This window comes from Candidatus Krumholzibacteriia bacterium (genome assembly GCA_035649275.1).
Classification (GTDB): Bacteria; Krumholzibacteriota; Krumholzibacteriia.
In genome coordinates this window covers 18697-44052 of record DASRJW010000078.1, presented here as the reverse complement: position 1 = coordinate 44052, position 25356 = coordinate 18697, and the positions used below count along the sequence as shown (strand labels likewise).

The window sequence follows — 25356 nt, the reverse complement described above, 5'->3', positions numbered from 1 at the left end:
TGTCCATGAGCAGGCTCGGCGGGAGCAGTGGGCGAGAGCGCAGCTTTTCGAACCGTGGTTCTCTGGTTCCCTTGATTGCGGTCCTCACGGGGCTGGTCACCTTGGGTGCCATGGGTGGCGAGGCGGCTGGCGCGGGTTCCTTCCCACGGGAACAGCAGGACGACCCCCCGGGCATCCTCACCCAGCGCCGGACCGGGCCGGCGGCGCGGCCGCAGGCCGGCCCGTTCAGCAGCGTGCAGGTGAACGTGGACGCGAACGGCGCCAACATCCTGCAAGATGCGGCCAACGAGCCCTCTATCGCCGTCGACCCCACGAACCCGAATCACATCGCCATCGGCTGGCGACAGTTCGACACGATCTTCTCCAACTTCCGGCAAGCCGGCCGCGCCTGGAGCGACGACGGCGGCCGCACCTGGAGTTTCCCGGGCCCGCTCACGCCGGGCGTCTTCCGCAGCGATCCTGTGCTCGGCTATGACGCGAATGGGACCTTCTACTACAGCAGCCTCGAGACCGATTTCTCCACCGATCTCTTCGTTTCCACCAACGGCGGCGCCAGCTGGGACGGGCCGTTCTACTCTTATGGTGGCGACAAGCAGTGGATCCAGGTCGACCGCACCGGCGGCCTCGGGAACGGCCACATCTACCAGGCCTGGAGCACCGCCGCCGGCTGCTGCGGCACCAACATCTTCAACCGCTCCAGCAACGGCGGCACCAGCTTCTCCGCGCCGGTCACGATCCCGACCACGCCCATCTGGGGGACGATGGACGTCACGGCGAGCGGCATTCTCTGGGTCGCCGGCGTCGACCCGAACGACTTTTCCCGCTTCCTCGTCGCCCGCTCCAGCAACGCCAGGGATCCCCTGAGCGTTCCCACTTTCGACTTCACTCGCACCTTCAGCCTCGGCGGCGCGATCGCCGTGCAGGTTCCGGACAGCCCGAACCCGGCGGGCCTCCTCGGTCAAGTCTGGCTCGCCATCGACCGCGGCAACGGCCCGCGAGCGGGATGGATGTACGTGGTGGCCTCCGTCGATCCGGTGGGCACCGACCCCATGGACGTGCACTTCAGCCGCAGCACCGACGGTGGGCAGACCTGGAGCGCCCCGGTCCGCATCAACACCGACCTGACGCTCGGCTGGCAGTGGTTCGCGACCATGTCTCTGTCGCCGAACGGGCGCATCGACGTGGTGTGGAACGACACTCGCGCCTCGGGCTTCTCCAACCTGTGCGAGCTCTACACTTCCTCTTCGAACGATGGCGGCACGACGTGGTCTCCGAACACATTGGCGAGCCCGCAGTGGAACAGCCACGCGGGTTGGCCCAACCAGCAGAAGATCGGCGACTACTACCACATGATCTCGGACAACGTGGGCGCGAACCTGGCCTGGGCAGCCACCTTCAACTCCGAGCAAGACGTTTACTATCTGCGACTGGGTGACTACGACTGCAACGGCAATGGCATCGGCGACGCCACGGACATCGCCCAGCACACGAGCCAAGACTCCAACGCCAACGGTATTCCCGACGAGTGCGAGCCGACGAGCGACGTCGCCTGGGCGCCTGCCCGCACGATGCTGCACCAGAACGTGCCGAATCCGTTCAACCCGCGGACGAGCATCGCCTTCGACCTGCCGCAAGCGGCGTCGGGCGTGTGCTTGCGCGTGCACGACCTCCAGGGCAGGCTGGTGCGCACGCTCCTCGCCGGCGCCAGCGTTGCAGCGGGGCCGACCACCGTCGACTGGGACGGCCGCGACGAGCGGGGCAACTCCGTCGCCTCGGGACTCTACGTCTATCGGCTCGAGGCGCCCGGAGTCGCCGCGTCGCGCAAGATGATGCTGCTGAGATAGGGATCCCCCTTTCGCGGTGGGGTCATGCGATGTCCGAGCCAGCTTGGGTCAGCAATGGTCGATTCGTGTGCGCTTGTGGGCGCGTCCGCCGAGCCTTGCTCGCTTCGATCGCGGTCCTCTTGGTGCACGCGGGCTGCGGCAAGTCCCTGGAGGATCCTGAGCGCCTACGGCTCTTCGAGAAACCCGGTGCGCTGCGATACAACGAACTGCTCCAACAAGGGGAGGAGGACCTCGTCTCTGGCCGCCTATCGGATGCACGCAGAGCCTTCGAGTTGGCGGCATCCGAGCGACTCTTCGAAGTTCCCAATTACGAGGTTCTGGTCCGGATCGCCGAGGTGAAGTGCCTCGAAGGGGATGTGGAAGGAGCGCGGTCGCTCTTGGGTGATTATCGCTGCATGCTCTTAGTAGATAGCGGGAGGACGCCCTGCTACGTAGGGGGTTCTCGAGCCAGGGTGGGTAGATCCAACCCAGAACTGTCCAGCGAGTGTTTCAAACGCATGTGTGGGGAGCTCTATCTTGCGTACTACGAGGCCCCAACGCCGGAGACACTGAAGCGAAGCGGAGAATTGGCCCGAGAAGCTGACCGCGTGGAGCGCCTCTGCAAGGCGAAGGAGCACTGACAGGCACGCGGCATCGTCCAGGCCGGGCAGCCGGTCTACGAGTCGGAGTGTCGGAGTGTCGACCTTCAGTCACACCTTGAAATGGATCTGCAGGACGTCCTTGTCCTGGACCACGTGGTCGCGGCCGACGACTTGGATGCGGCCGTGGTCGTGCAAGGCCTGCCGGCTCCCCCAGGTGGCGAGATCCTCCAGCGCCATCACTTCGGCACGGATGAAGCCACGCTCCATGTCGCTGTGGATCTTGCCCGCCGCCTGCTGCGCCGTACTGCCCCGCCGCAGGTGCCAGGCTTGCAGCTTCTCGTGCGCCATCGTGTAGAAGGTGATGAGGCCGAGCAGCCGGGCGCAGGCGGCGAGCACCAGATCCAGCGCTGTTTTCTCCAGTCCCAATCCCTGGAGGAAGGCGATCTGCTCCTCCGGCGGCAGCTCGGAGACTTCCGCCTCGAGCCGAATCGACACGGGCAACACCCGCTCCGCCCCCTTGGCCGCGACGAGCGCCTGCACCAGCGGGCCCTGGCCCTCCGGGTCGTCCTCCCCGGTGTTCGCCACGTACAGGCACGGCTTGTCGGTGAGGAAACGCGCTTCGGCGAGAAGCTCGCGCTCTCGTTCGGTGAGGTCGAGGTCCGACACGGGAGTCGCCCGCGACAGCGCCTGCGCCGCGCGCTCGAAGATGGCGGCTTCCTCTTTGCCCTCGCGGCCGCTCTTGGCGACGAGACCCCAGCGCTTGAGCGCCCGTTCCGCCGTCTCCAGGTCGGCGAGGAAGAATTCCGTCTCCACGATGCTCGCGTCGCGCACTGGATCGGGTGCACCAGGCGCGTGCGTCACGTTCGGGTCGTCGAAGCAACGGACCACGTGCAGGAGGGCGTCGACTTCGCGGATGTGGCCGAGGAACTTGTTCCCCAGCCCCTCGCCCTTGCTCGCACCCTCGACGAGGCCGGCGATGTCGACGAAGCGGACCGTCGCCGGGATCGTCTCCTGGGGGGAAAGAATCGATTGCAGGCGGCGCAGGTCCAGGTCGGGCACGGCAGCGATGCCGACGTTCTGCTCGATGGTGCAGAAGGGATAGTTCGAGGCGTCCGCACCTGCGTGCGTCAAGGCGTTGAGCAGCGTCGTCTTGCCGACGTTCGGGAGCCCGGCGATTCCCACGGATAGGCCCATCGCGCCGTGAGCCTAGCAGATTCTCTCGGCGGCGCCGGGCCACGGACCCCGGACCGGCGCCACGGTGCGAGCGCTCCCTGGGACGCTCGCGCCGCTTTCGATTAGGATGCATGGCGTTCCGCTCCGTGGTCCCGACGTGGGAGCCCCCTGCATGAGCGTCCGCCAGCCGGCCGACTTCAATCCCCGCCAGGATCCGCCCCTCGACTTCCCCGTGCGCGACCTCGAGGCGATGACGCGCGCCGACTACCACGAGCTCGGCTTCATGTCCGGCCTCGAAGTGCACCAGCAGCTGTGGACGCGCCGGAAGCTGTTCTGCCGCTGCCCTTCCGGTCGCTACGTCCGGAACTTCGACGTCGAGGTGCTGCGCCACATGCGCCCGACCTTGAGCGAGCTCGGCGAGTACGACGGAACCGCCCTCATGGAGTTCAAGACGCGCAAGGAGATCGTCTATCGCCTGGAGCGCGGCACCGTGTGCACCTACGAGATCGACGATACGCCGCCCTTCGAGATGGACGAGGAGGCCATCCGCATCGCCCTGGAGGTGTGTCTCCTTTTCGATCTCAATCTGGTCGCCGAGCTGCACGTGATGCGCAAGCAGTACCTCGACGGCTCCATTCCCGCCGGCTTCCAGCGCACCAGCATGGTGGGGCTCAATGGTGTCATCCCGTTTCGCGTCCCCGAGCTGGGTGTCGACAAGCCGCTGCGCATCCGGCAGCTGTCGCTGGAAGAAGACTCCTGCCGCGAGGTCGCCGATATCGGCCACCGCATCACCTTCCGCACCGACCGGCTCGGTATGCCGCTCACCGAAGTCGTCACCGAGCCCGACCTGCTGACACCGCTGGAGGTGCATGCCGGAGCGCGGCTCGTGGCACACACGACCCGGACGAGCGGCCGCGTGCGCCGCGGGCCCGGTGCGGCGCGGCAAGATGTCAATGTGTCCGTGGCCGGCGGGCGCCGCATCGAGATCAAGGGTGTGCACCATCACCGCGGTCTGCCGCGCCTCGTGCACATCGAGGGCTTCCGCCAGCTGGAGCTGTTGCGCCTCCGCGCCGAGCTGCACCGGCGCGGCGTCACCCGGGCGTCGCTGCAACTTCCCGAGGGCAAGCCGTGGGAGACTTCGCCGCTGGTCTTGGATGCGACCTCGATCCTGCGCGGCCGGGACAGCGTCGGGGAGACGCTGCAGCAGGGACAGATGGCTTGCGCGCTGCGGTTACCGGGGCTCGCGGGCATTCTGAAACACCGCACGCAACCGGGGCTCACTTTCGCCCACGAGATCGCCGAACGCGTGCGTGTCATCGCCTGCTTGATGGCGCAGCCTTTCATGACTCACTCCGACGGTGACGGGGAGCCGCTGTGTCACACGGACTGGCGCGAGCTTCGACACGCCCTGCAGGCCAGTGCCGACGACGCCCTGATCGTCCTCTGGGGACCCGAACAGGATTGCGCCACCGCCGCCCGTGAAGTTTTCTTGCGCCTGCTCGATGCTCTCGACGGTGTTCCCGCCGAGACCCGCCAGGCCTTCCCCGATGGCAGGACCGGATTCGAACGCATCCTTCCCGGTCCCGATCGCATGTATCCGGACACGGACACACCGCCCATCCCGATCCCGGATGCGTGGGTGGAACAGGCGCGTCTGTCGCTCCCGGAACGACCGTGGCAGAAGGAGGATCGCTACCGGCAGGTGGGGCTCGATGCCGCTGCTGCGGCCCGCCTTGCCGTCGCGCCGTGGGCCGGTCTTTTCGACTCCCTGGCGCCGGCGACACCGCTCGCCGCGCGGCGCCTGCAGCAAGCGATGGAGAAGCGCTTCCCCAGCTGGCTGCGCCGTTCGATCGGGACGCGCCGTCCCCTGGCGCTACCGCCATGGCCTCCTGCGCCGCGACTTGCTCCACTCGTCCGCGCCGTGGAACAAGGGGCGCTCCGCCCCGAGGCGCTGGAACCTGCTCTCGGTTTTCTCCTCGCTGACGACGAGCGACCCGCCGCGGAAATCCTGGCACGCTTCCAGCCGCAGCCCGAGGACGGGGCGCAAGTCGAGTCGCGCCTCGTTCAGGTCCTCACCAAGGCGGATGATTTCACCGCCCCACGGCGCGAGAAGTTCCTGCGCTGGGCCATGGGCGAGGTCATGTCGGACTTGCAGGGGCGCGTGGATCCGCAGCATGTGCAGCAGCGGCTCGCAGCAGCGCTGATGGCGCCCACGAGCGGACCGGTGACGACAACAGCTTCGACGACTGCCGCCAGCCAACAGCCGCCGAAGAAGACCTCCGCGCGTGGTCGCGCCGGCCCGCGAGAGAAAACCTCCGGTGGTCGCGCGGGCGCGCCCAAGAAGACCTCCCCGCCTCGTCGCGCCAACGCCCCGAAGGGAGGCCGTGCATGAGCGCCGCCAACCCCAACATGGGTTATCGAGATCCCTGCCTGGAGCTGATGCGGCGGCACGGCGTGAGCGTCTGGTGCGAGGTGGAAGCAAGGACGACGCGCGGCACATTCCGCGGCCTCGTGCTGCCGCGCTCCGAGACTTCCGATGCCGAGCATCTGGTACTCAAGCTCGACTGTGGTTACAACATCGGCATCCGCGCCGACACCATCCTGGACCTGACCAAGCTCGGCTACCGCGAGGCGATCTACAAGGTGCCCGAGAAGACGTATCCCGTCGATCCAAGCAAACCGAAGGTGAAGCTGTTCGGCACCGGCGGCACCATCGCGTCGCGGCTGGATTACCGTACCGGCGCCGTGATCCCAGCCTTCAGCCCCGGCGAGCTCTACGGCTCGGTCCCGGAGCTGGCGGACGTGTGCAACCTGGAGACGGAAAAACTTTTCGGCGTCTTCTCCGAGAACATGGGCCCGCGGGAGTACATGCACCTGGCCGAAGAGATCGGCAAAGCCATCCGTGCCGGTTTCGCCGGCATCGTCATCGGCCACGGCACCGATACGATGCACCACACGGCGGCGGCGCTCAGCTTCATGGTGCGCACCCCCCCTGTCCCCATCGTCATGGTCGGCAGCCAGCGCTCGTCCGACCGCCCGTCTTCCGACGCGGCGCTCAATCTCATCAACGCCACCTGGACCGCGGCGTACGGCGACATCGCCGAGGTCATGGTCTGCATGTTCGGCCCCACGAGCGATCACTACAATCTGCTGCACCGGGGCACGCGGGTGCGCAAGATGCACAGCTCCTACCGCAGCACCTTCCGCACCATCGGCGACGTGCCTCTTGCCATGGTCGGCGGTCAGCGCCTCACGGCGCTGCACGAGCATGCCCGGCGCCGCCCCGATCGCGAGGTCGAAGTACAGGCCGCCTTCGACGAGCGCGTCACCTTGCTCTACTACTATCCCAACATGCAGCCCGACGTGATCGACGCGCTCGTACAGTGCGGCTACCGCGGCATCGTCATCGCCGGCACCGGTCTCGGTCACGTCAACCGCAAGGTGTATCCGGCGCTGGAGCGGGCGCGGGATGCCGGCGTCCTCGTCTTCATGACCCTGCAGACGCTCTGGGGCTTCGTGCAGATGCAGGTGTACGAGACGGGTCGCGAGATCCTGGGCCTCGGCGTCGTGCCGTTGGCCAACATGCTCCCGGAAGTGGCGTACGTGAAGCTCGGCTGGGCCCTGGGACTGCATCCGGACGATCCAGCGGCGGCCGTGCAGCTCATGACGACATCGATCGCCGGCGAGATGACCGAGCGCGAACCTCACGACGGCTACCTCATCTTCCAAGGCGGCGCTCCGGAGCTGCAGGACTTCCTGTCGCGGGTGTGGAAGTAGCGGCATCGGGGTGCGCCGGAGTCGCAGAGTATCTCATCGCGGTTGGGGAGCAACGGACTCCCCGCACACCGGCGCTTCTGCTATCCTCGACTTCTCCGCCGTGTCCGTCCCGCCGCACCGGGGAACGGCATGCACCTCCGCGACTGGCAGAAGAGCGCGGCGCTCTTGGCGCTGTCCTTCGCCGTGGCCATCGGGCTCTCGGAAGTCCTGCTCCGCCTCTTCTGGGACCCCGGCAGCTATCAGCCCGTCATCCGCGCCGATCCGGTCTACGGCTGGACGCTCGCTGCCGGCACGCACCTGCACAGCGTCGATACGGACCGCCATCTCCGCTACGACATTCAGGTAAACAGTCTGGGAATGCGCGACCCGGAGCGCTCGCCCGCAAAGCCCGCGGGCGTGAAGCGGGTTCTCCTCCTCGGGGACTCCATGGTCTTCGGCACCGGCGTCGAAGTCGGTCACCGCTGCGGCGACGTGCTCGCAGACCGGCTCGGACCGGGGGTCGAGGTGCTCAACGCGGCCTGCGGCGGTTGGGGGACGGATCAGGAATTCCTCTATCTCTGCCGTGAGGGATTCGCTTTCCAACCCGACGTCGTGATCCTCGCCCTCTGCTTGTCCAACGATGTGGCCAACAACCTCCTGGCGCACGAGCTGTACGGCACCGCACCGAAGCCGCGCTTCGTCCTGCAAGGGTCGACTCTGGTGTACGAACCACCGGCGCCGCGCACTGCGGCTCAGACCGGCACGCACCGCCTGCATTTCCTCAAGCGCAGCCGTCTCCTCCACTTCGTCGGCCGGCACGTGCGGCTCCTGCACCGGCGCCGGAATGTGGCGCCGAAGACCGAGGTCCCGTACTACGACGAAGATTTGAAGAGCGGCCAATCGCACTGGGCGGTCTTCGAGAAAGAGTACCCGCCTGCCTTCGCAGGGGCTTTCGCGGTCACCGAAGCTCTCATCGGCGCGACCCGGGATTCCTGCGCGAGCCACGCGGTTCCGCTAGTGCTCTTCGCTTTTCCGCAAAAGTTCGAGGTGGATCCAGAAGCGCGGGCGGCGGAGCTGGCACACTACGGCTACGAGGCTTCTTGGTTCGACCTGGGAGCACCCTACGAGAAGCTGGCGCAGCTGGCCCGGCGCCTCGATATTCTCTACCTGTACCCGCACGACGAGTTCGCGGCGGCGAACGCACACGGCCCGCTCTTCTTCGCCCGCGACGGTCACCCCGACGCCGCCGGTCACGCTCTCGCCGCAGCGACGCTGGAGGAACCCGTCCGCCGCGCCTTGGAGACCACGGCCTCCCACACGGCGCTGCGCTGAGACGAGCGCCCGTGGTCACGGGGCTGGACGAAGGACGGCCGCGAGTCCATCTTCCAGGGTGACGCCGGAAACGGGCAGCGAAGGACGGCCGCCATGGCTCACGTCGACCTCCCTGCCGCAGGCGATCGAGACACGAGGACGAGCGTGCCGCCGAACTCCGAGAGCATGCCGCGGATCCTGGTGACGCGGGAGGAACCGGAACCGCTCTCGGCGGCGGTGCGCATGGCGCACGGCGAGCCCGTCGAATTGCCGCTCCTCACCACACGTCGCCTGGCCTTCGAGCTGCCGAGACGTCTCGAGGATTACGACTGGATCGCCTTCACGAGTCCTCGCGCCCTGGAGGCCCTCGGGGCCAAGTCGCGTGCCGCGGGTTGGAGTTGGCCGCCGCAAGTGCGCGCCGCGGCGGTGGGTGATCGCACCGCCCACGAGTTGCAAGCGGGCGGCTGGATGCCCGAGTGCGTTTCCGAGGACGCGAGCGCGCGTGGGTTGGTGGAGTCGCTCCAGCAGCGGAGCCGGGCCGGCACGCGCATCCTCTTTCCTTGTTCCGCCATCGCCGAGCCCACCTTCCCCGAAGGCATGCGCGCCGTCGGCGCCATGGTGGACGTGGTGCATGTGTACACCACCGAGCCGATCTGGACGGAACATCCGGAGGAGAAGAGCCGGCTCGGGCAACGATTCGCCGAGGAGATGCAACGCGGCTGCGTCATCACCTGCGCGAGCCCGTCGGCGGCACGGGCCATGGTCGAGCTCGCCCGAGATGCCGGCGTGTTGCGGCGCCTGCAGCGCGCGGTCCTCGTCGCCATGGGCCCGACGACGACGCGAGCCGCTGAATCACTGGGCCTGCAGGTCGTGGATGCCGGCGCCAAGAACCTGGCGGCACTGGCGCGGAAGGCCGTCGAGATCAGCCTGCGTGGGCTCGTGAAGGAGTAGACTGCCCGTAACCGCGGTCCCCGCCTGCCGTGGCGCCAGAAGTGGAGCGGTGCCCGGACCTTCGCCGAGAGCGCTGCTTGGATTCTGACGGAGCCGAATGCACGCGGAGGTGCCCATGCCATTCCCAGCCGAGAGAATGCGGCGCCTGCGCCGGACGCCCGGCCTGCGCCGCCTGACCCAGGAGACGCGGCTCACCCTGGATGCGTTGATCGAGCCGCACTTCGTCTGTCCGGGCACGAACATCCGGCGCGAGGTGAGCTCCATGCCCGGCTGCGCGCAGCTCTCCGCCGATCTCCTCGTCGAGGAGTGCAAGCGCAGCTACGATCTCGGCATCCGTTCCATCATCCTGTTCGGGATTCCAGCGCACAAGGACGCCGTGGGCAGCGAGGGCTATTCGACGCAGGGCGTGGTGCCGCGGGGCATCGCGGCGCTGAAGGAGTCGTTGCCCGATCTCGTGGTGTGGGCCGACGTCTGCATGTGCGAGTACACCGACCACGGGCACTGCGGCGTGCTCGACGACCACGAGGTGGACAACGACGCCACCCTGCCGCTTCTCGCCAAGGAAGCCCTAGCGTACGCCCAAGCAGGCGCCGACGGTGTGGCGCCTTCGGACATGATGGATGGGCGTGTCGCGGCCATCCGTGCCGCCCTCGACGACTCCGGTTTCACCCATGTCCCGATCATGTCGTACGCGGCGAAATTCGCCTCCGCCTTCTACGGGCCCTTCCGCGAGGCCGCCGAGTCCACGCCACGCTTCGGTGACCGGCGTGGCTATCAGATGGACCCAGCCAACGCGCGCGAGGCGATGCGCGAGATCGCCCTCGACATCCAGGAAGGCGCCGACATCGTGATGGTGAAACCGGGGCTCCCCTACCTCGACATCATTCGCCGGGCGCGGGAGCGCTTCGACCTGCCCATCGCGACCTATAATGTGAGCGGCGAGTACGCCATGGTGAAGGCAGCGGCACACAACGGCTGGATCGACGAGGACCGCATCATCCTCGAGATCCTGACCGCCTTCAAGCGCGCCGGCGCCGATCTGGTCCTCACCTACTTCGCCCGCGACGCGGCGCGACTGCTGCGTTGAGAGGGCTCGGTGCCCGATTGCCCGTGGTACACTGGGTTCTCACCCGGGCCTCTTTCCGCTCGACCCCAAGGAGGCAGGCATCCATGCGAGCCCGGAAGTCACGCTTTGCAGCGCTGGCATCGCTTCTCCTGACCGGGGCCCCGCTCCTGTTGCAGTCGGCAGAGGGCGCGGTGCCCGATCCGACCTACGCCGAAGAAATCCGCGTCTGGCGCGAGAAGCGTCTCGAGCGCTTGAAGGCTGACACTGGCTATTTGGCACTCGCGGGCTTGTACTGGCTCGACGAGGGCGAACACACCTTCGGTAGCGATCCGTCCAACCGCATCGTCTTCCCCGCCTCGGCACCGCCCAAGGCGGGTGTCTTCGTACGGCAGGGGGCCACCACGACGGTACGGTGCCTGCCTGGGACAGCCCTCCGGTACGAAGGCAAGCCGGTGCAGGAGATGACGCTCGTTTCCGATGCCCAGGGCAAGCCGATGGTTCTCGAGCTGGGCGATCTCACCTTCTCCCTCATCGCGCGAGGGGACCGCTTCGCCATTCGCCTGCGCGACAAGCAGAGCCCGATCCGGAAGAACTTCCGTGGTATCGAGAGCTTCCCTATCGACACGAGCTACCGGGTCATGGCGCGCTTCGAGCCCTACGAGCCAGCGAAGAAGATCCTCATCGCCAGCGTCGTGGGCACCGTGGACACCATGCTCTCCCCGGGAGCCCTCGTTTTCACCCTGAACGGACAGGAGTGCCGGATGGATCCGGTGTGGGAAGGCCCGGACGACGACTCGCTCTGGCTCATCTTCAGCGACGCCACCTCGGGCGCCGAAACCTATGGAGACGGCCGCTTCCTGTACACCGATCTGCCCCAAGAGGGAAAGGTCACCGTCGATTTCAACAAGGCGTACAACCCGCCTTGCGCCTTTTCGCCCTACACGACCTGCCCGTTGCCACCACAGCAGAACGAGCTGCCGGTACCGGTGCGCGCCGGCGAGAAGACGTACGAGGACCATGCGTCCCCGTGAAGTATGAGCGCCAGACTCGCCGTCCTCGGTGCCGGTCTGGTGGCGTTTTCCATCCTGCACACGCTGCTCGCAGCGCCGTCGGTACGCACGCGGCTGGAAGCCCGCGTCGGCCAGCGCCCCTACCGCATCCTTTACAACCTCATCGCCTTCGTGTGGCTGATGGCGGTCTTCCTCCACACCCGGGGCACCTATGATCGTGTCTGGGAAGTTCGTGGTGCGCTCGCCGTGGTCCTCCGGCTCGTGCAGGTGGGCGCGGTCGTGCTCGCCCTAGCGAGCTTGCGTCACCATGATCTGAAGCATTTTGCCGGCCTGCGGCAGCGGCGCGGTGAATTCGTCGACAGCAGCAGCCTACAAACAGGTGGCCCCTACGCTCTGTGTAGACACCCTCTGTATCTCGCCGTATGCCTTGTCGCGACGGCGACGCCGACGATGGACAGGCGCGGACTCGTGATCGCCCTCTGGCTCTGGGCTTACTCCTGGGTGGGCTCCGTCTTCGAGGAACACAAGCTACGCGCCCAGTTTGGCGACGCCTACCGCCACTATGCGGCCCTGACTCCCAGGCTCTTGCCATGGCGGCTGCCTTCCCGGCACCTCCGCCGGCGCCGTCCTGGCGAACACACTGCCTGATGGGTGGCCGAGGTGCTCGAGGTTCAGGGCCTCGCTACCACGATCTTCTGGGTGAAGGTACCGGCGCTGGCGCGCAGGCGGCAAAGGTAGACGCCGGCGGCCACGGGAGCACCGTCGCGGCTGCGGCCATTCCACGGGAAGGCGTGCATGCCCCCCGGCAGGATCCCGTCCACGAGGGTCGCCACGAGTTTGCCGCGCGCATCGTAGACAGCAAGCTCCACCGGGGAGGTTGCGGGCAGAGCGAGTCGGAGCATCGTCTGCTCGCGGCAGGGGTTCGGTGCCGCGGGCTCGAGTTGCAGGTGCAACCCGCGGGTGATGACCTCGACCTCCGGAGTGCGGGCCAGAGCGATTCCACGCCCCATGGCCACGAGCACATAGCGGTATCGCGTTCCGGGCCGCACGGACTGATCCTCGAAGTCCCGCGCCGACGGCTGCAGATCAAGCACGGTGACCGTGCTCGAGACGTCGCTCCGGCGCTCGAGACGGAAGCCGTGGAGTTCCTCGTCGGCTTCGACTCTCCAGGTCAGAAGTACGCCGCCGCTCGCCGACGCGGCCGCGGTGAAGGCGGAGAGGAGAACCGGAACGACACGCGTCGTGTTGTACAAGGTAGAGACTTCCCCGCTTCCCGAGTTGGTCAGCGCCAGGTCCAGGTCGCCATCGCCATCGAAATCCGCCGCCGCCAGGCCGCGCGGCTCGACGCCGCCCACATAGTGCACCGGCCGGGCGAAGACGCCGAGCCCCTCGTTCTCGAGCAGCGCGACCGTGCCACAGCTGGGGTTCGCGAAGACGAGATCCATGTCACCGTCGCCCTCCACATCGGCCGCGAGCACCTGATTCCATCCCATCGCCGTGCCGGCATAGATGTTGTTCACGGCAAAGGTCTCACTTCCCGTGTTGCGCCCGAAGGCGGCGGCGCAGGCGGAGCGCGGAGCCACAGCGAAATCCAGTGCGCCGTCGCCGTCCAGATCCGCGATCGCGACGGAAGCGGGGGTGAAAGCGAGGGGCACCGGCACCGGCGCTTCGAAGCTGGCGTCGCCCCGGTTGCGGAGAAGCGCCACGTGGTTGCCCTCACCGACCACCAGCAGGTCGACGTCGCCGTCGGCATCGAGATCGCCCGCGGCCGCGTCGCTCGGATGCGTGGCGGCGGCGTAGGAGGTGGCGGTCAAAAACCCGTCGGGGCGCTGGTTCAAGAGCACCGAGATCCGGTTGGTCTCGCTGTTCGCGGTCACCAGGTCCAGGTCGTGGTCGCCGTCGAGATCCGCGCCGAGCAGCTGACCGACGCCGACGGCGAACGCTCCCGCGAGCGGAATGGGTGCGTCGGGGACAAAGGTGGCGGTGCCGTCGTTCCTGATCACGGTGACGTCGTTCTTGCTGGGATGCGTGTCGACGGTGGCCAGGTCGATGTCACCATCCTGGTCGAAGTCGCCGGCGGTGATCGCCACGGGCATGAGTCCGGCGCTACAGGACCGAGGGGCCACGAAGCTGCCTCGACCGCCGTTGAGATGTACGGCGAGACCGCCGTCTTCTTCGGCGACCACGGCCAGGTCCGGCCGCACATCGCCGTTCAGATCGGCGGCCACGAGCGCCACCGGACGTTTGCCGCTGGGCAACGTCTGCGGCATCTCGAAGCGGCTCCGCCCGGTTTCCTGGAAGGCGCGGATGACACCGCTGAAACCGGCGGTGAGGGTGTGTCCGATGCCGGCGATGTCGAGGGCATCGTCATGGTCGAGACGGGCGAAGACCGCATCGTAGAGCGGCAAGAGGTTCGCCCCATCCTGGGAGATGGGAATGTTGAGGGCGGGGCCGAAGGTGCCCGCGCCCGTGTTGAGCAGGAGCGAGAGCGTCGCCCCTCCGGTGGGACCATTCACGACGAGCAGATCGGCGTCGCCGTCGCCGTCGGCGTCACCACACTTTACCATGCGGCCGGGGGCGCTCGAGTTCCCCGTGGGGTAGTAGACCGGGCGCCCCAGCGTGCCGCTGCCTCCGTTCAGGAGGATGGTCACCACCGCTGCCGAAGTGTGCACCGCGGCCACGTCCAGATCGGCGTCACCATCGAGATCGGCCAGGGCGACCGCGGTCGGGCGCGGCGCCGTCTTGAAGGCGAGCGAGGTGGTGAAAGCCCAGCCCCCCTGGTTGAGGGCGACGTGGACCACACCGAAGGACCGGTTCGTGGCCACGACGTCGGCATCCAGGTCGCCGTCGAGGTCGCCGATCGCCACGGAGCCGATCTCGCCGTCCAGGTAGAGCGTGTTGACGATCTCGAACGCCGTACCGCCGACGTTGCGCAGCACGTTCGCGATGCCGCTGGTGCCGTTGGCGACGACCAGATCGAGATCCCTGTCCCCGTCCAGGTCGCCGGTGGCGAGAATCTGTGGATTGGGACCGGTAACGAAGTTCAGGCGCGACGAGAAGGCGTCACCCCGATTCACCAGAACCGAGACATTCGCCGAGTTCAGGTTGGCGACGAGAAGATCCAGGTCACCATCGAGGTCGATGTCCTCGAGGAGCAGGTGCCGAGGGCGCTGACCGGCCCGGTCCGTCATCGCCAAGGAGAAGTTGCCGTCGCTGTCGTTCCGCAGGATCGAGATGGTGCCGTCGCCGGAGCTGGCGATGGCGAGGTCCTGGTCACCGTCCCGGTCCACATCGCCGCAGGCGACGCCTTCCGCCTCGACGCCCACCGCAGCCGGTGGCGGCACCTGGAACGTCTTCTGGGCAGCGACCGCAGGCCGCAGCCCAGCGACGGCGATCCAGAGGATGAATGCACTCAGAGCCGCGCGCCCCTGCATGGGACCTCCCCGCCGGGCGAACTGGAATCTGCGCGTCTGAGACCTCGAGAGCGTACACCAAGACGACGCCCCGGAGCGAGCACCCGCTCACGGCGCTGGGAGAGCCGATTCCCCTCGCGCCGAGAGGGGCCTACAATGGGCCCATGGAACGACGGCTCCATTCCACCGGCACTCCTTGGGAGCCGCGGGTGGGTTACTCGCGGGCCATCCGCGTCGGGCCGCACGTGCACGTCTCTGGTACCACGGCGACCAACGAGCGCGGCGAGATCGTCGGCGTCGGCGACCCCTACGCGCAGGCGGTGCAGACGCTTCGCAACATCGAGTCGGCGTTGCGGGCGCTCGGGCTCGGGCTCGGCGACGTCGTCCGCACCCGCATGTATGTCACCGACATCGGCCAGTGGCAGGAGATCGGGCGCGCTCATGGCGAGTTCTTCGCCGACATCCGCCCAGCCACCTCGATGGTCGAGGTGAGCCGCCTCATCATGCCCGAGATGCTGGTGGAGATCGAAGCCGAAGCCATCGCTCCGGACGCCGGTCCGGAGGCGAGCGGCGGCCGCGGATGACGCGCGTCGCGCTCCTCGTGGTCGCCGTCGCCGTCGCGACCCGCCTGGCCGCGGTGCTCTGGCTGCACGAGACGGTGCCCTATTCCGACTTCGTCCTCTACCATGGGGCGGGGATCGAGATCGCCCGCGATCCCGGCTTCCTCGTCTCGCGCACGGCGGCCGTTCGCTTCCCCCAGATCGACCTCTGGCCGCCCGGGTATCCGCTCTTCCTCGCCGGGGTGTACACCCTCAACGGCCCGTCCTACCGCGCCGCCATCTTCGTGCAAGTGTTCCTCGGCGGCCTCGTCTGCTGGCTCGTCATGCGCTGCACGGCGGAGGCCTTGGGGAGAAGAGCCGCTGGCGTGGCGGGTTTGCTCGTGGCACTCGATCCACACCAGGTGTTTCTCACCAACCAGCTCGCTTCCGAGAATCTCTACGTTCTCTGGCTGGCGCTCGCTCTTCTTCTCCTGCCTCGGCTCGTGGCGACCCCGGCTCGTGGAGTCGCTGCCACGAGCCGTCAAGACGCAGCCACGGATCGTGACCCCGCCACGGACCGTCGCGATTCTGTCGCCACCGGTGTCGTGCTCGGTCTGGGAGCGCTGACGCGCGCCATCGGACTCGTGGTCCTTCTCGTCGCCTGGGTTTGGCTGCGCTCTCGTGTGCGTGGCTGGCGCCCGTGGATCACCCAGGCGCTTTGGCTGCTCCTGGGTGCCGGTCTCGTCCTGCTACCCTGGACGGCGCGGAACGCCGCCGTCCGCGGCCGTCCAGCCCTCGTCTGCTTCGGCGGCGGGCTCAACTTCTACTTCGGCAACAATCCGGATCGCCTGGGCTACCAGGATCTCGCCGGCACGCCTCTCGAGGGCTTGCGCGACCCGGTGGCCATCGACAGCCAAGGCTACCGGCTCGGCTTGCAGACCATCGCCACCGAGCCGCTGGGTTTTCTCCGCCGCGGGGCGAAGAAGATCGCTTCTCTCTATGGCTTTCCCGACTATGCCTTGCATGTGAACAGCGGCATCCTCGTTCCGGACACGCGCGGCCATCCCGAGCTGGAAGCGGTGGCGCAGTCGAAGCTCAGCCGCCAGCGCGCGCGCGACCGGCTTCTCGACGGCCCGTTCTTGCTCCTCGCGCGGGGGTACCATCTCGTGCTGCTCGCCCTCGGTGCGCTCGGGCTCGCCTTCTCCTGGAGAGGACGTCACGAGAAACCAAAGGTGAAGGCGACGACTTCGAGCCGCTCGAGCAAGAAGCACGACGAGACGAACGCTCCTTCCACCGCAGCCGACACTCCCGGTCTCGTGGTCCTGTGCTCCGGTCTCGTCCTGGCATGGACCGCCGTGCATGTGCTCTTCTGGGCGCAGCCCCGCTTTCGTCATCCCCTCGAAATCCCCTTGGCGATTCTGGCTGCCTACGCTCTGGAGCGCGGCCTCGGACGCCGTGCTAGGCTGCACGCGTGAGTCGTCCCCGTTCCAAGCACCGCGTCACTTCCCGGCCTGCCGCACCGGGGGCTGCGTCGCACCTGGCTTCACGGCGGTTGTCCACCGCGTTCGTCGCCATCCTGGCCCTCGCTTTCGGCGTGCGCCTCGCCGCGGTCTTGTGGCTCCGGGACACCGTCCCTTACAGCGACTACAGCTACTACCAGATGGCGGGGGAGAAGATCGCTTCCGATTGGGGTTTTTTCTTCGATGCTTCCCAGGTCGAGTACTACGGCAAGTTCGGCTGGTGGCCGCCGCTGTATCCGTTCACGATCGGCGCCCTGTACACACTCTTCGGTGTGAACCACCACATCGTCGTCGCCTTCCAGGTTCTGCTCGGAACGCTCGTCTGTGGGCTCGTCTATCGGCTCGGCTCTCGGTTCGGGGGTGAAAGGACCGGACGCATCGCTGCACTCCTCGTGGCCAGCTCGCCCTCCTACGTGTTCGCCACCAACCTGCTCGCTTCGGAGAATCTCTTCGTTTTCTGGCTCGTGCTCGGACTCCTGCTCCTCATCCGACCGGAACCGCGCCCCCGCACCTTGGCGGGCGCCGGGTTTCTCTTCGGCCTCGGCGCGCTCACCCGAGCCAGCGGACTCCTCGTGCCCATCGTCGCCGCCCTGTGGTTGCGGAGCCGCACGCCGTCGCCCCGGGCCTGGCTGAGGGCGGCTGCCGTGCTGCTCGGGACCGGTGCCGCCACCATCGCACCCTGGACGGTGCGGAACGCCCTCGTCGTAGGCGACCCCGCCATCGTCTGCTTCGGCGGCGGTCTCAACTTCTATTTCGGTCACAATGCCGAGTCGATCGGCTACCGCGATCTCTCCCGCACCCCCATGGCGCACTTGACCACACAAGCCGCCATCGACCGCAGCGGATATCGTCTCGGCGCTGCCCATATCGCCGCACAGCCGCTCGGCTTCCTGACCCGGGGCATGCGCAAGGTCGTCGCTCTCTTCGGTATCGCCCGCTACGCGGAGCACGACAACTCGGCCATCATGCTCCCCGAAGGCTGGAACACCGATCCCGCTGCCGCCCGGGTCGCCGACGCACTACGGGCACGCCAGCGCGCCAAGAACCACCTCCTCGACGGTCTCTTCACCTGGCTCGCCGCGGCGCACGGCTGGTTCCTCCTCGCCGGCGCGGTCGCGACCGCACTCCGCTGGCGCGATCTCGGGGCCGAGGCCCGTCTCCTGGTGTATCTTTGCCTCGGGTGGATCGGGGCGCACGTGCTCTTCTGGGCGCAACCGCGCTTCCGCTACCCCATGGATCTCTTCCTGCTCCTGCTCGCTGCCCTCGCCGTGACTCGAATGTGGCCGGTGCGTGCACCCGCTGCCACGGAGAGGAGTCGATCCTGATGAACCGTCGAAGGACTGGGTGCGGAAGCCGTGCTCCAGCCCGTGGGCTCGCGAGCGCATGGGAAGCGGCACTCGGCGCCTGGCTCCTGGTGGCCGCAGCGGTCGGAAAGGCGGACGCCGCCCAGCCGCCGCAGGCGCCAACGCCCGCCGCCACCGAGGAAAAGAGCGAGGAACGCCCCTGGATGGCGACGATCGCCCCTGCCAGCGAACCCGGCCAGCGTCTCGTCGTGAGCGGGATCGTGCGGGCCGCCGATGGGAAGACTGCGCTCGCCGGCGTGGACTTGTACGTCTACCACACGGACGTGGCAGGGCTGTACAACCGTGAATCGCGCGACAGTCGGAATCCACGGCTCCAGGTGCGTCTCCGGACCCGGGCCGACGGCCGCTACGAGTTCCGCACCATCAAGCCAGGGCCCTACCCGCAGGGCGGGACTCCAGCACACGTCCACTTCGTGCTGTCGCAGCCGGGACACAAGGAGCAGTACTTCGAGATCTTCTTCGAGGGCGATCCCTACCTCGATGAGAAATCGCGCCGCCTCGCCCAGGCCGGTCAGGTGTGCACGATCGTCACGCCGACCCAGGACGAAGCGGGGACGCTGCACGCGAGCTGCGACATCACCTACCGCGAGGTGGAGCCCGGCGAGGCGGCGAGCGGAAAGCGCTGAAATGACGGCGACGGCATTGGAGATCCGCACGCATCGGCTGCTCTTGGTGGCTGGCAACGTCGCCCTGTCGCGGGCGGAGATCGAAGACCGCTCGCGCTTCTCCACGCTTCTCGGTGCCACCGTCGCTCCGGAGTGGCCGCCGCCGCTCAACGACGACAACTCGATGCGCTGGTCGCTGCGCTTCCACCAGGCCCATCCGGACGGCACCGGCTGGGGCAACTGGTACTTCCTCCGCGTGCTACCGGAGGGCCATCGCATCGCCGTCGGCAACGGTGGCTTCCAGGGTGACCCGACCGCGGACGGCCAGGTGGAGATCGGCTATTCGGTGCTGGCGAGTCACCAGCGCCAGGGTTACGCCCCCGAAGCCGTGCGCGCTCTCCTCGCCTGGGCGTTCGCACACCCAGAGGTGCACATGGTGCGAGCACATACCCTTCCCGAGCTCGTCGCCTCGATCCGCGTGCTGGAGAAGTGTGGCTTCCGCCCTGTCGGTCCTGGTGTGGAGGAAGGCACACTCCGGTACGAAGTGCCGCGTTCTCCGACGGCACTGGATCCGGGAGCGCGACCGTCGTAGTCTCGGCGCGACACCTGGGCCTTTTCGAACCGGAGTGGGGACGGAGGAGACCATGGCGCCCGAAACGAAGGAATTCTGGCTGAGCGGCCCCGTGGACGGTGTGCCCGATGCGCTCCTGCCCTTCGCCCAGGCGTTGCTGCAAGCGCGACAGGATCTGGAATCCTTGCTGGCGAATCTCCCGCGCGAACTGCTGTGGGTACGCCCCGGCGGGGCCGCTTCCGTGGGCTTCCACGTTCTCCATCTGGCCGGGGCTCTCGACCGGCTCTACACCTACGCGCGGGGAGAAACCCTGTCGGCGGCGCAGAAAGAAGCCCTGACGCTGGAGCGCGGCGATTCGAGCCTCGATGGCGACCTCCTGATGGAACGGGTGTCGCAGGCCATCGGGGCGGCTCTGCAGCAGCTCCGCCGTACCGACGCAGCCACACTGATGGACGACCGCCGCGTCGGCAAGGCACAGCTCCCCACCACGGTGCTGGGGTTGCTCTACCACGGAGCGGAGCACTGCACGCGACACGTGGGACAGATCGTCACCACGCTCAAGATCCTGCGGGGTACACCGGCGCACGCGTAGGATGGCCTGGGTACTATCCGCGCTGCCGAGATCTTGTGTCGCTGGCGCTTCTCGCTGCAGCTCGAGTTGCCCTTGGACACTGCCGACGTCGGCTGATCCGCTTTCCCGGGATGGAATCACGTGCGCGTCGCCTGGCTCGGAACCGGACTCCTCGGCAGCCCCATGGCCGCACGACTCGCGGCAGCCGGGCACGAGGTCGTGGCCTGGAATCGCACCGCGTCGAAGGCCGAAGCGTTGCGGACCTCCGGTGTCCTGACCGCGGCCACGCCCACCGCGGCCATGCAGCAGAGCGAATGCACCATCCTCATGCTCCAGGATGCTCCTGCCATCGAAAGCGCTCTACTCACCGGCGAGGCGGCGAAGGCATTGCATGGCGCGACGGTGATCCAGATGGGGACGATCGGGCCGGCCGAGAGCCGGCGTCTGGCGGCGGCAGTGGCCCAGCGCGGGGGCGAGTATTTCGAGGCGCCGGTCCTCGGAAGCATTCCACAGGCCGCAGCGGGGACGCTCCAGGTCATGGTCGGGGCCACCGCGGCGCAGTTCGCCCGCTGGCGCGATCTCTTCGCCTGCTTCGGCGAGCCCGTGCTCGCCGGTGACGTGGGCCAGGCCGCTGCGCTCAAGCTGGCGCTGAACCAGCTCATCGCCGCGCTCACCGGCGCCTTTTCCTTCAGCCTCGGCCTCGTCCGGCGGTCGGGACTCGAGGTGGAGCTGTTCATGCGCATCCTGCGCCAGAGCGCGCTCTACGCCCCCACCTTCGACAAGAAGCTGCAGCGAATGCTGGACCGGGAGTTCGGGGCGCCCAACTTCTCGACACGCCAGATGCTGAAAGACGTGCGGCTCGTCCTCGAAGAAGGCCGCAGGCTGGGGCTCGAGACCGCCAGCGTCGACGGGCTCGAGCGCATCCTGCTGCGAGCCCTGGATCGCGGCCACGCCGAGGCGGACTACTCCGCCCTCTACGAGGGCGTCGATCCGCCCTGACCCCAAGGTGACGAAGCCCGGGCAAGAACGGAAGCGGTTGCGTGCGCCTGGAGCGCGAGGGGCGTGCCGCTGCAGCACGCCGCCCCTCCCTGGTCCCTGGCGCCTACGGGCGGCACTTGTTACACTGCGGCTCGGACACAAACGCGGAGAACGCCATGCCGATTCACAAGGATCTTCTCGAAATCCTCGTCTGCCCGGCGACGAAACAGCCCCTGGAGCTGCTCTCCGAGGCGAAGCTGGCGCAATTGAACGCCCGCATCGCTCAGGGCCAGCTACAGAACGTGGGAGGCAACAAGGTCGAGGCACCGCTCGAGGAAGGTCTCATCACCACCGACGGCAAGACGATCTACCGCATCGACGACGGCATCCCGATCATGCTGGTGGAGGAAGGGATCCCCGCCGCACAGCTCGGATCTTCCTGACGCAGCAAGAACGACCTCAGCCCGCCAGTCGCGCCCGCACGGCTTCGACCACTTTCTTCCCCGAAGGCAGCACACCCAGTACCGCCTTGGCGCCCGCGTCGATGACGATTTCCCCGTCCACCAGGATCCTGAACTCGCCGTAGTGGCCCCGCACCATCTCGACCTCTGTCCGCAATTCGCGACGGAGCTTTGCCGCCACACGGACGGCGTGCAGCCCCGAGAGTCAGAACACGCAGTAGCGAACCGTGATGCGACTCATGGCGACCTCCTCGAGCGCGGGGCATGATCCTCTGCAGGCTTCGAGCGCCTGGGACCTCGAACCGTTCAGCGGATCGACGCCGGAACCTTCTGGCCGGCGGGCAGCACGGAGTGCGGCTCGCCTCGAGCCTTCCGGGCCGCCTCGAAATCCTGTCGCGCGGCGTCGAGGAGCTTCTTGTCGCTCATCAGCTCCAGCGTGGCCCCTGCGAGCGTGTGCGCCGCAACCAGCATGCCTTTTTCCCCGATGGACATGCCTGTGCAGGCGGCGATCTGCCAGCTGTGACCCGGCGCGCCGTTCGTGTAGCAGGCGACGTTGATCCCCGCCGTCGGCACCCGCCAGCTGACGTTGCCGACATCCGTCGAGGCTGGGTGGCGGAAGGGCGCCGCTGGCAAGGGCTCGATGCTCTCGAAGAGCGGCGCCGCCGGTGGATCCACCAGATCCGTCTGGGTGCGGCGGGCGAAGTCGCGCTCGGCGGCGTCGAACTGCGGCGCCCCGACGCGCTCCAGGTGCCGCTGCAGGACCTCGCTCAGCGGCCGGTTGGGGAGGATCTCGAAGAGATCGCTGTCCATCTGCTCGGTGAAGGTCGTGCCCGTCATCTTCCCGGCGCCCTCGGCGATCTGACGCAGCCGCTCCAGCATGCGTTCTACGTCCTGGTGCGAGTCAGCCCGCAGGTAGTACCACACCTCCGCCGTGGCCGGCACGACATTGGGCTGACCGCCACCATCGGTGATCACGTAGTGGACGCGCGCATCCTCTTTCAGATGTTCACGCCAAAAGTTGGCGCCCACGTCCATGAGCTCCACCGCATCCAGGGCGCTGCGGCCCTGGGAGGGCGACATGCTGGCGTGGGCGCTCGTGCCATGGAAGCGATACTTCGCGGAAACGACGGCCTTGGTGCTGTTGTAGGCGACCCGGGTCGTGCTGTAGACGTGCCAGTGCAGGGCCGCGTCCAAGTCGTCGAAGAGGCCGGCCCGCGCCATGTACAGCTTGCCGATGCCGGTTTCCTCGGCCGGCGTGCCGTAGAGACGGATGGTCCCGGCAGGCCCGCCTTGCATGCCCTTCCACACCGCGATGGCCGCTGCCGTGCTCGCGGTGCCGAACACCGAGTGGCCGCAAGCGTGACCGGCATCGAGCTCCGGATTCTGCGGCCGCGGCTTGCGCTCGGGCTCGGCCGCCTGGCTCACCCCGGGAAGGGCATCGTATTCCGCCAGGATGCCGACGATGGGGTGCCCCTTGCCGGCGCTGGCGACGAACGCGGTGGGCATCCCAGCGACACCTGTCTGCACCTGGAAACCTTCCCGCTCGAGCCAAGCGCGGAGCTCGGCCGACGAGCGTCGCTCCTGCAGACCCACTTCCGGATGCGCCCAGATGCGGTGATTGACGGCGCGCAACGTCTCCGCTTGCGTTTCGATCCAGCGGTCGGCGACGGCGTAGGGAGGCATCGTCTTCCCCGCCATGGCCCGCGTCCATGGCGCCGCCAGCAGGCCGAGACCCACGACGAACCCCAAGATGTTCGCTGCTCCTTGCGCTCGTACCTGCATGGGCTCTCCTTCTCCAATCCCCTGCCGGACCGGCGGTCCGACGCGATGCGGGCGGACTGCCTTCTTCCTAGCGTGTGCGCTCCACGATCCAGGTGGAGATCTTCTCCAGGGCCTCGGGGGCGAACGTTTCCTCGCTGCGGACGTATTCGTCGATCTGTCCGCTGGTGGCATGCTGGAAGAGATGGTTCAAACCGGGCAGGACTTCCACGGTGTAGTCCTTGGTTTTACTGCCGCGGAGCAGCTTCTCGAGCACCAGGGCGCTCTGCGCCGGGGGTACCTGCAGGTCCCTCTCGCCGTAGAGCGCCAGCACCGGAACGCGCACCTTCTTCAGCTCCGGCGCTGGATCGTGGACCAGGAGTTGGCGGAACCAGCGGGTGGTGAGCAGTTGCAGCTGATTCGTCGCCTGGTTCGTCCAGGTGCGAGAGACGACGCTATCGACGGCGTTCTGTTGCGCACTTGCCAGCTCCGCCTCCGCCTTGGTGATCTCGGCCCGCAGCAGTCGTTGCGCCGTGGAATCGTCCGGCTCGCTCTTGAGAATGCCGTACATCCGCTGCGAGATCCTGCGGCTCGCCTCGATCATGCTCTCGCTCACGCCGCGGGCGCGGGAGAGGGCAGCTTCCTGGGCGTAGAGCAGCTCCTCGCCGTTCACCGCCGGACCGGCCAGCATGACGATGAAGGCCACGTCGCGGGAGCGTGCCGCCGCGATGGGCGCCACCCAGCCGCCCTCGCTGTGGCCGACGAGGCCGACCTTCTTCGGTGCAACGTCTGGGCGCGAGAGGAGGAACTTCACCCCCGCCAGGGCGTCGGTGGCGTTGTCCTCCAAGTCCGCATCGAAGAGACGTCCCGTCGAGCCACCGACCCCCCGATCGTCGACGCGCAGCACCGCGATCCCCTTCCGGGTCAAGTGGTCGGCGATGACCAGGAAGGGTTTGTGGCCCATGAGCGCTTCGTCGCGATCCTGCGCCCCCGAGCCGGAGAGGAGGAGCACCGCGGGGAAGGGACCCGGTCCCGGCGGGAGCGTCAAGGTGCCGGCGATCTTCACGCCCTGCGCAGTGCTCACGTAGGAGACTTCTTCCTCGCGATAGGGGTACGGCTTCTGAGGATCTTGCGGCCGTCGGCGCACCGCCACCGAGTCGCCGCGCGAGAGATCCAGCTGGGACACCATGCCCGCTTGCGTCCATTGGCCGGAGAGCTTGGTGTGCGCCGCGTCCACGGCCGCACCATACGCCCCGCCGAGATAGGTCATTTGGAGATGCAACGAATCCGCCGTAGCCTGCAAGCTGGTGACGGGCAAATCGGTGGCGCCTTGGTCGGGGCTGTCCATGGTGGCGTTGATCTGACCGCAAGGAGCGGTGCGGATCTTCACCACGAGGCGGAGCACCGGCACGCCGTTCTGCAGCAGCGAGCCGCCCCAGTCACCCACGAGCGCCCTGCCCGTGGCGCCGTCGTCCGCCGGGCGCGCGAGAAGCACTGCGGACGTCTTGCCCTCGCGCTCGATCTGTCCCGTGATGCTCGCACCATCCTCCGAGAAGCGACCTTTGAAGTGAAATTGATCGTTGCCGAAGGCGAGGTCCATGTCGCTCACGGTGGCCGAGACGGTGTCCGAACTCACGTTCCGGCTCAGACGGTGGAAGCGCGCGCTCCATGCATGGGCCGCGCCGCTCTCGAGCTCCAACACAACGCGTCGTCGCTCACCGCCTTCTCCCATCGTGCCGAGCCAACAGCCAGCTGGAGAGGACCGGGCGGCGCTGCCGTAGAGGCTGCCGCCCATCCCCAACCCCAGCACGATCGTGATGGCGAATCCGCGGCGAAGCGACACGACACCCTCCGAAGGACGCAGTATGCAGGGCGAAACCTCGG

At 67.6% G+C, this 25356-nt stretch carries 21 protein-coding genes; 16 read left to right on the top strand and 5 right to left on the bottom strand.

All coding sequences use genetic code 11. From position 1 onward, the window contains the following. Positions 1–5 precede the first annotated feature (5 nt). On the top strand, positions 6–1844 hold the full coding sequence (locus tag VFE28_07665) for a FlgD immunoglobulin-like domain containing protein (protein HZM15864.1): 1839 nt from the start codon (positions 6–8) through the stop codon (positions 1842–1844). Between the two features lie 689 nt (positions 1845–2533). On the opposite strand, the gene ychF is transcribed toward VFE28_07665, so the two are convergent. Then, the gene (ychF, locus tag VFE28_07660; protein HZM15863.1) at positions 2534–3619 is read right to left on the bottom strand and encodes a redox-regulated ATPase YchF; all 1086 of its coding nucleotides are present in this window, start codon (positions 3617–3619) and stop codon (positions 2534–2536) included. A gap of 151 nt (positions 3620–3770) precedes the next feature. On the opposite strand from ychF, the gene gatE reads away from it, so the two are divergent. From gatE to VFE28_07625, 7 genes are all read left to right on the top strand, one after another. Next, positions 3771–5990: a Glu-tRNA(Gln) amidotransferase subunit GatE gene (gatE, locus tag VFE28_07655; GenBank protein ID HZM15862.1), complete on the top strand. Its 2220-nt coding sequence runs from the start codon at positions 3771–3773 to the stop codon at positions 5988–5990. After that, complete coding sequence (gene gatD / locus VFE28_07650; GenBank protein HZM15861.1) at positions 5987–7375, top strand: Glu-tRNA(Gln) amidotransferase subunit GatD; 1389 nt, start codon at positions 5987–5989, stop codon at positions 7373–7375. The genes gatE and gatD overlap by 4 nt, the downstream gene beginning before the upstream one ends. A 129-nt stretch (positions 7376–7504) precedes the next feature. After that, entirely contained in the window at positions 7505–8686 is a 1182-nt protein-coding gene (locus tag VFE28_07645; protein ID HZM15860.1) for an SGNH/GDSL hydrolase family protein, read from the top strand. Between the two features lie 144 nt (positions 8687–8830). Then, positions 8831–9616, top strand: a complete 786-nt coding sequence (locus VFE28_07640; GenBank protein ID HZM15859.1) for a uroporphyrinogen-III synthase — start codon at positions 8831–8833, stop codon at positions 9614–9616. Positions 9617–9731: 115 nt separating this feature from the next. Continuing rightward, positions 9732–10703, top strand: coding sequence for a porphobilinogen synthase (gene hemB, locus VFE28_07635; protein HZM15858.1), 972 nt, complete (start codon positions 9732–9734; stop codon positions 10701–10703). Positions 10704–10786: 83 nt separating this feature from the next. Then, entirely contained in the window at positions 10787–11713 is a 927-nt protein-coding gene (locus VFE28_07630; protein HZM15857.1) for a DUF1684 domain-containing protein, read from the top strand. 3 nt (positions 11714–11716) lie between these two features. Beyond that, on the top strand, positions 11717–12340 hold the full coding sequence (locus VFE28_07625; protein ID HZM15856.1) for an isoprenylcysteine carboxylmethyltransferase family protein: 624 nt from the start codon (positions 11717–11719) through the stop codon (positions 12338–12340). A gap of 23 nt (positions 12341–12363) precedes the next feature. On the opposite strand, the gene VFE28_07620 is transcribed toward VFE28_07625, so the two are convergent. Further along, the gene (locus tag VFE28_07620; protein HZM15855.1) at positions 12364–15126 is read right to left on the bottom strand and encodes a T9SS type A sorting domain-containing protein; all 2763 of its coding nucleotides are present in this window, start codon (positions 15124–15126) and stop codon (positions 12364–12366) included. A 143-nt stretch (positions 15127–15269) separates the two neighbouring features. On the opposite strand from VFE28_07620, the gene VFE28_07615 reads away from it, so the two are divergent. From VFE28_07615 to VFE28_07580, 8 genes are all read left to right on the top strand, one after another. Then, positions 15270–15689, top strand: a complete 420-nt coding sequence (locus VFE28_07615; protein HZM15854.1) for a RidA family protein — start codon at positions 15270–15272, stop codon at positions 15687–15689. Then, positions 15686–17119, top strand: coding sequence for a glycosyltransferase family 39 protein (locus VFE28_07610; GenBank protein HZM15853.1), 1434 nt, complete (start codon positions 15686–15688; stop codon positions 17117–17119). Before VFE28_07615 ends, VFE28_07610 begins: the two co-directional genes overlap by 4 nt. Continuing rightward, positions 17116–18489 (top strand): glycosyltransferase family 39 protein, encoded by a 1374-nt coding sequence (locus VFE28_07605; GenBank protein HZM15852.1) that lies wholly within the window; start codon positions 17116–17118, stop codon positions 18487–18489. The genes VFE28_07610 and VFE28_07605 overlap by 4 nt, the downstream gene beginning before the upstream one ends. Before the next feature lie 182 nt (positions 18490–18671). Continuing rightward, positions 18672–19154, top strand: a complete 483-nt coding sequence (locus VFE28_07600; protein HZM15851.1) for a hypothetical protein — start codon at positions 18672–18674, stop codon at positions 19152–19154. Position 19155: 1 nt separating this feature from the next. Further along, positions 19156–19725 carry a GNAT family N-acetyltransferase gene (locus VFE28_07595; protein HZM15850.1) on the top strand — a complete coding sequence of 190 codons (570 nt, stop codon included), beginning with the start codon at positions 19156–19158 and terminating at the stop codon, positions 19723–19725. A gap of 52 nt (positions 19726–19777) precedes the next feature. Continuing rightward, the gene (locus tag VFE28_07590) at positions 19778–20296 is read left to right on the top strand and encodes a DinB family protein (protein ID HZM15849.1); all 519 of its coding nucleotides are present in this window, start codon (positions 19778–19780) and stop codon (positions 20294–20296) included. A 120-nt stretch (positions 20297–20416) separates the two neighbouring features. Then, positions 20417–21274 carry an NAD(P)-dependent oxidoreductase gene (locus VFE28_07585; GenBank protein ID HZM15848.1) on the top strand — a complete coding sequence of 286 codons (858 nt, stop codon included), beginning with the start codon at positions 20417–20419 and terminating at the stop codon, positions 21272–21274. A 155-nt stretch (positions 21275–21429) separates the two neighbouring features. Then, the gene (locus tag VFE28_07580; GenBank protein HZM15847.1) at positions 21430–21696 is read left to right on the top strand and encodes a Trm112 family protein; all 267 of its coding nucleotides are present in this window, start codon (positions 21430–21432) and stop codon (positions 21694–21696) included. 16 nt (positions 21697–21712) lie between these two features. Here VFE28_07580 and VFE28_07575 read toward each other — a convergent pair whose 3' ends face one another. The 3 genes from VFE28_07575 to VFE28_07565 all read right to left on the bottom strand — a co-directional run bounded on the left by VFE28_07575 (position 21713) and on the right by VFE28_07565 (position 25315). Further along, positions 21713–21853, bottom strand: a complete 141-nt coding sequence (locus tag VFE28_07575) for a hypothetical protein (GenBank protein HZM15846.1) — start codon at positions 21851–21853, stop codon at positions 21713–21715. Between the two features lie 167 nt (positions 21854–22020). Further along, a complete protein-coding gene (locus VFE28_07570) occupies positions 22021–23496 on the bottom strand; it encodes an amidohydrolase (GenBank protein ID HZM15845.1) in 1476 nt (491 codons plus the stop codon). Positions 23497–23563: 67 nt separating this feature from the next. Continuing rightward, positions 23564–25315: an alpha/beta fold hydrolase gene (locus VFE28_07565; GenBank protein ID HZM15844.1), complete on the bottom strand. Its 1752-nt coding sequence runs from the start codon at positions 25313–25315 to the stop codon at positions 23564–23566. Positions 25316–25356: the final 41 nt, after the last annotated feature.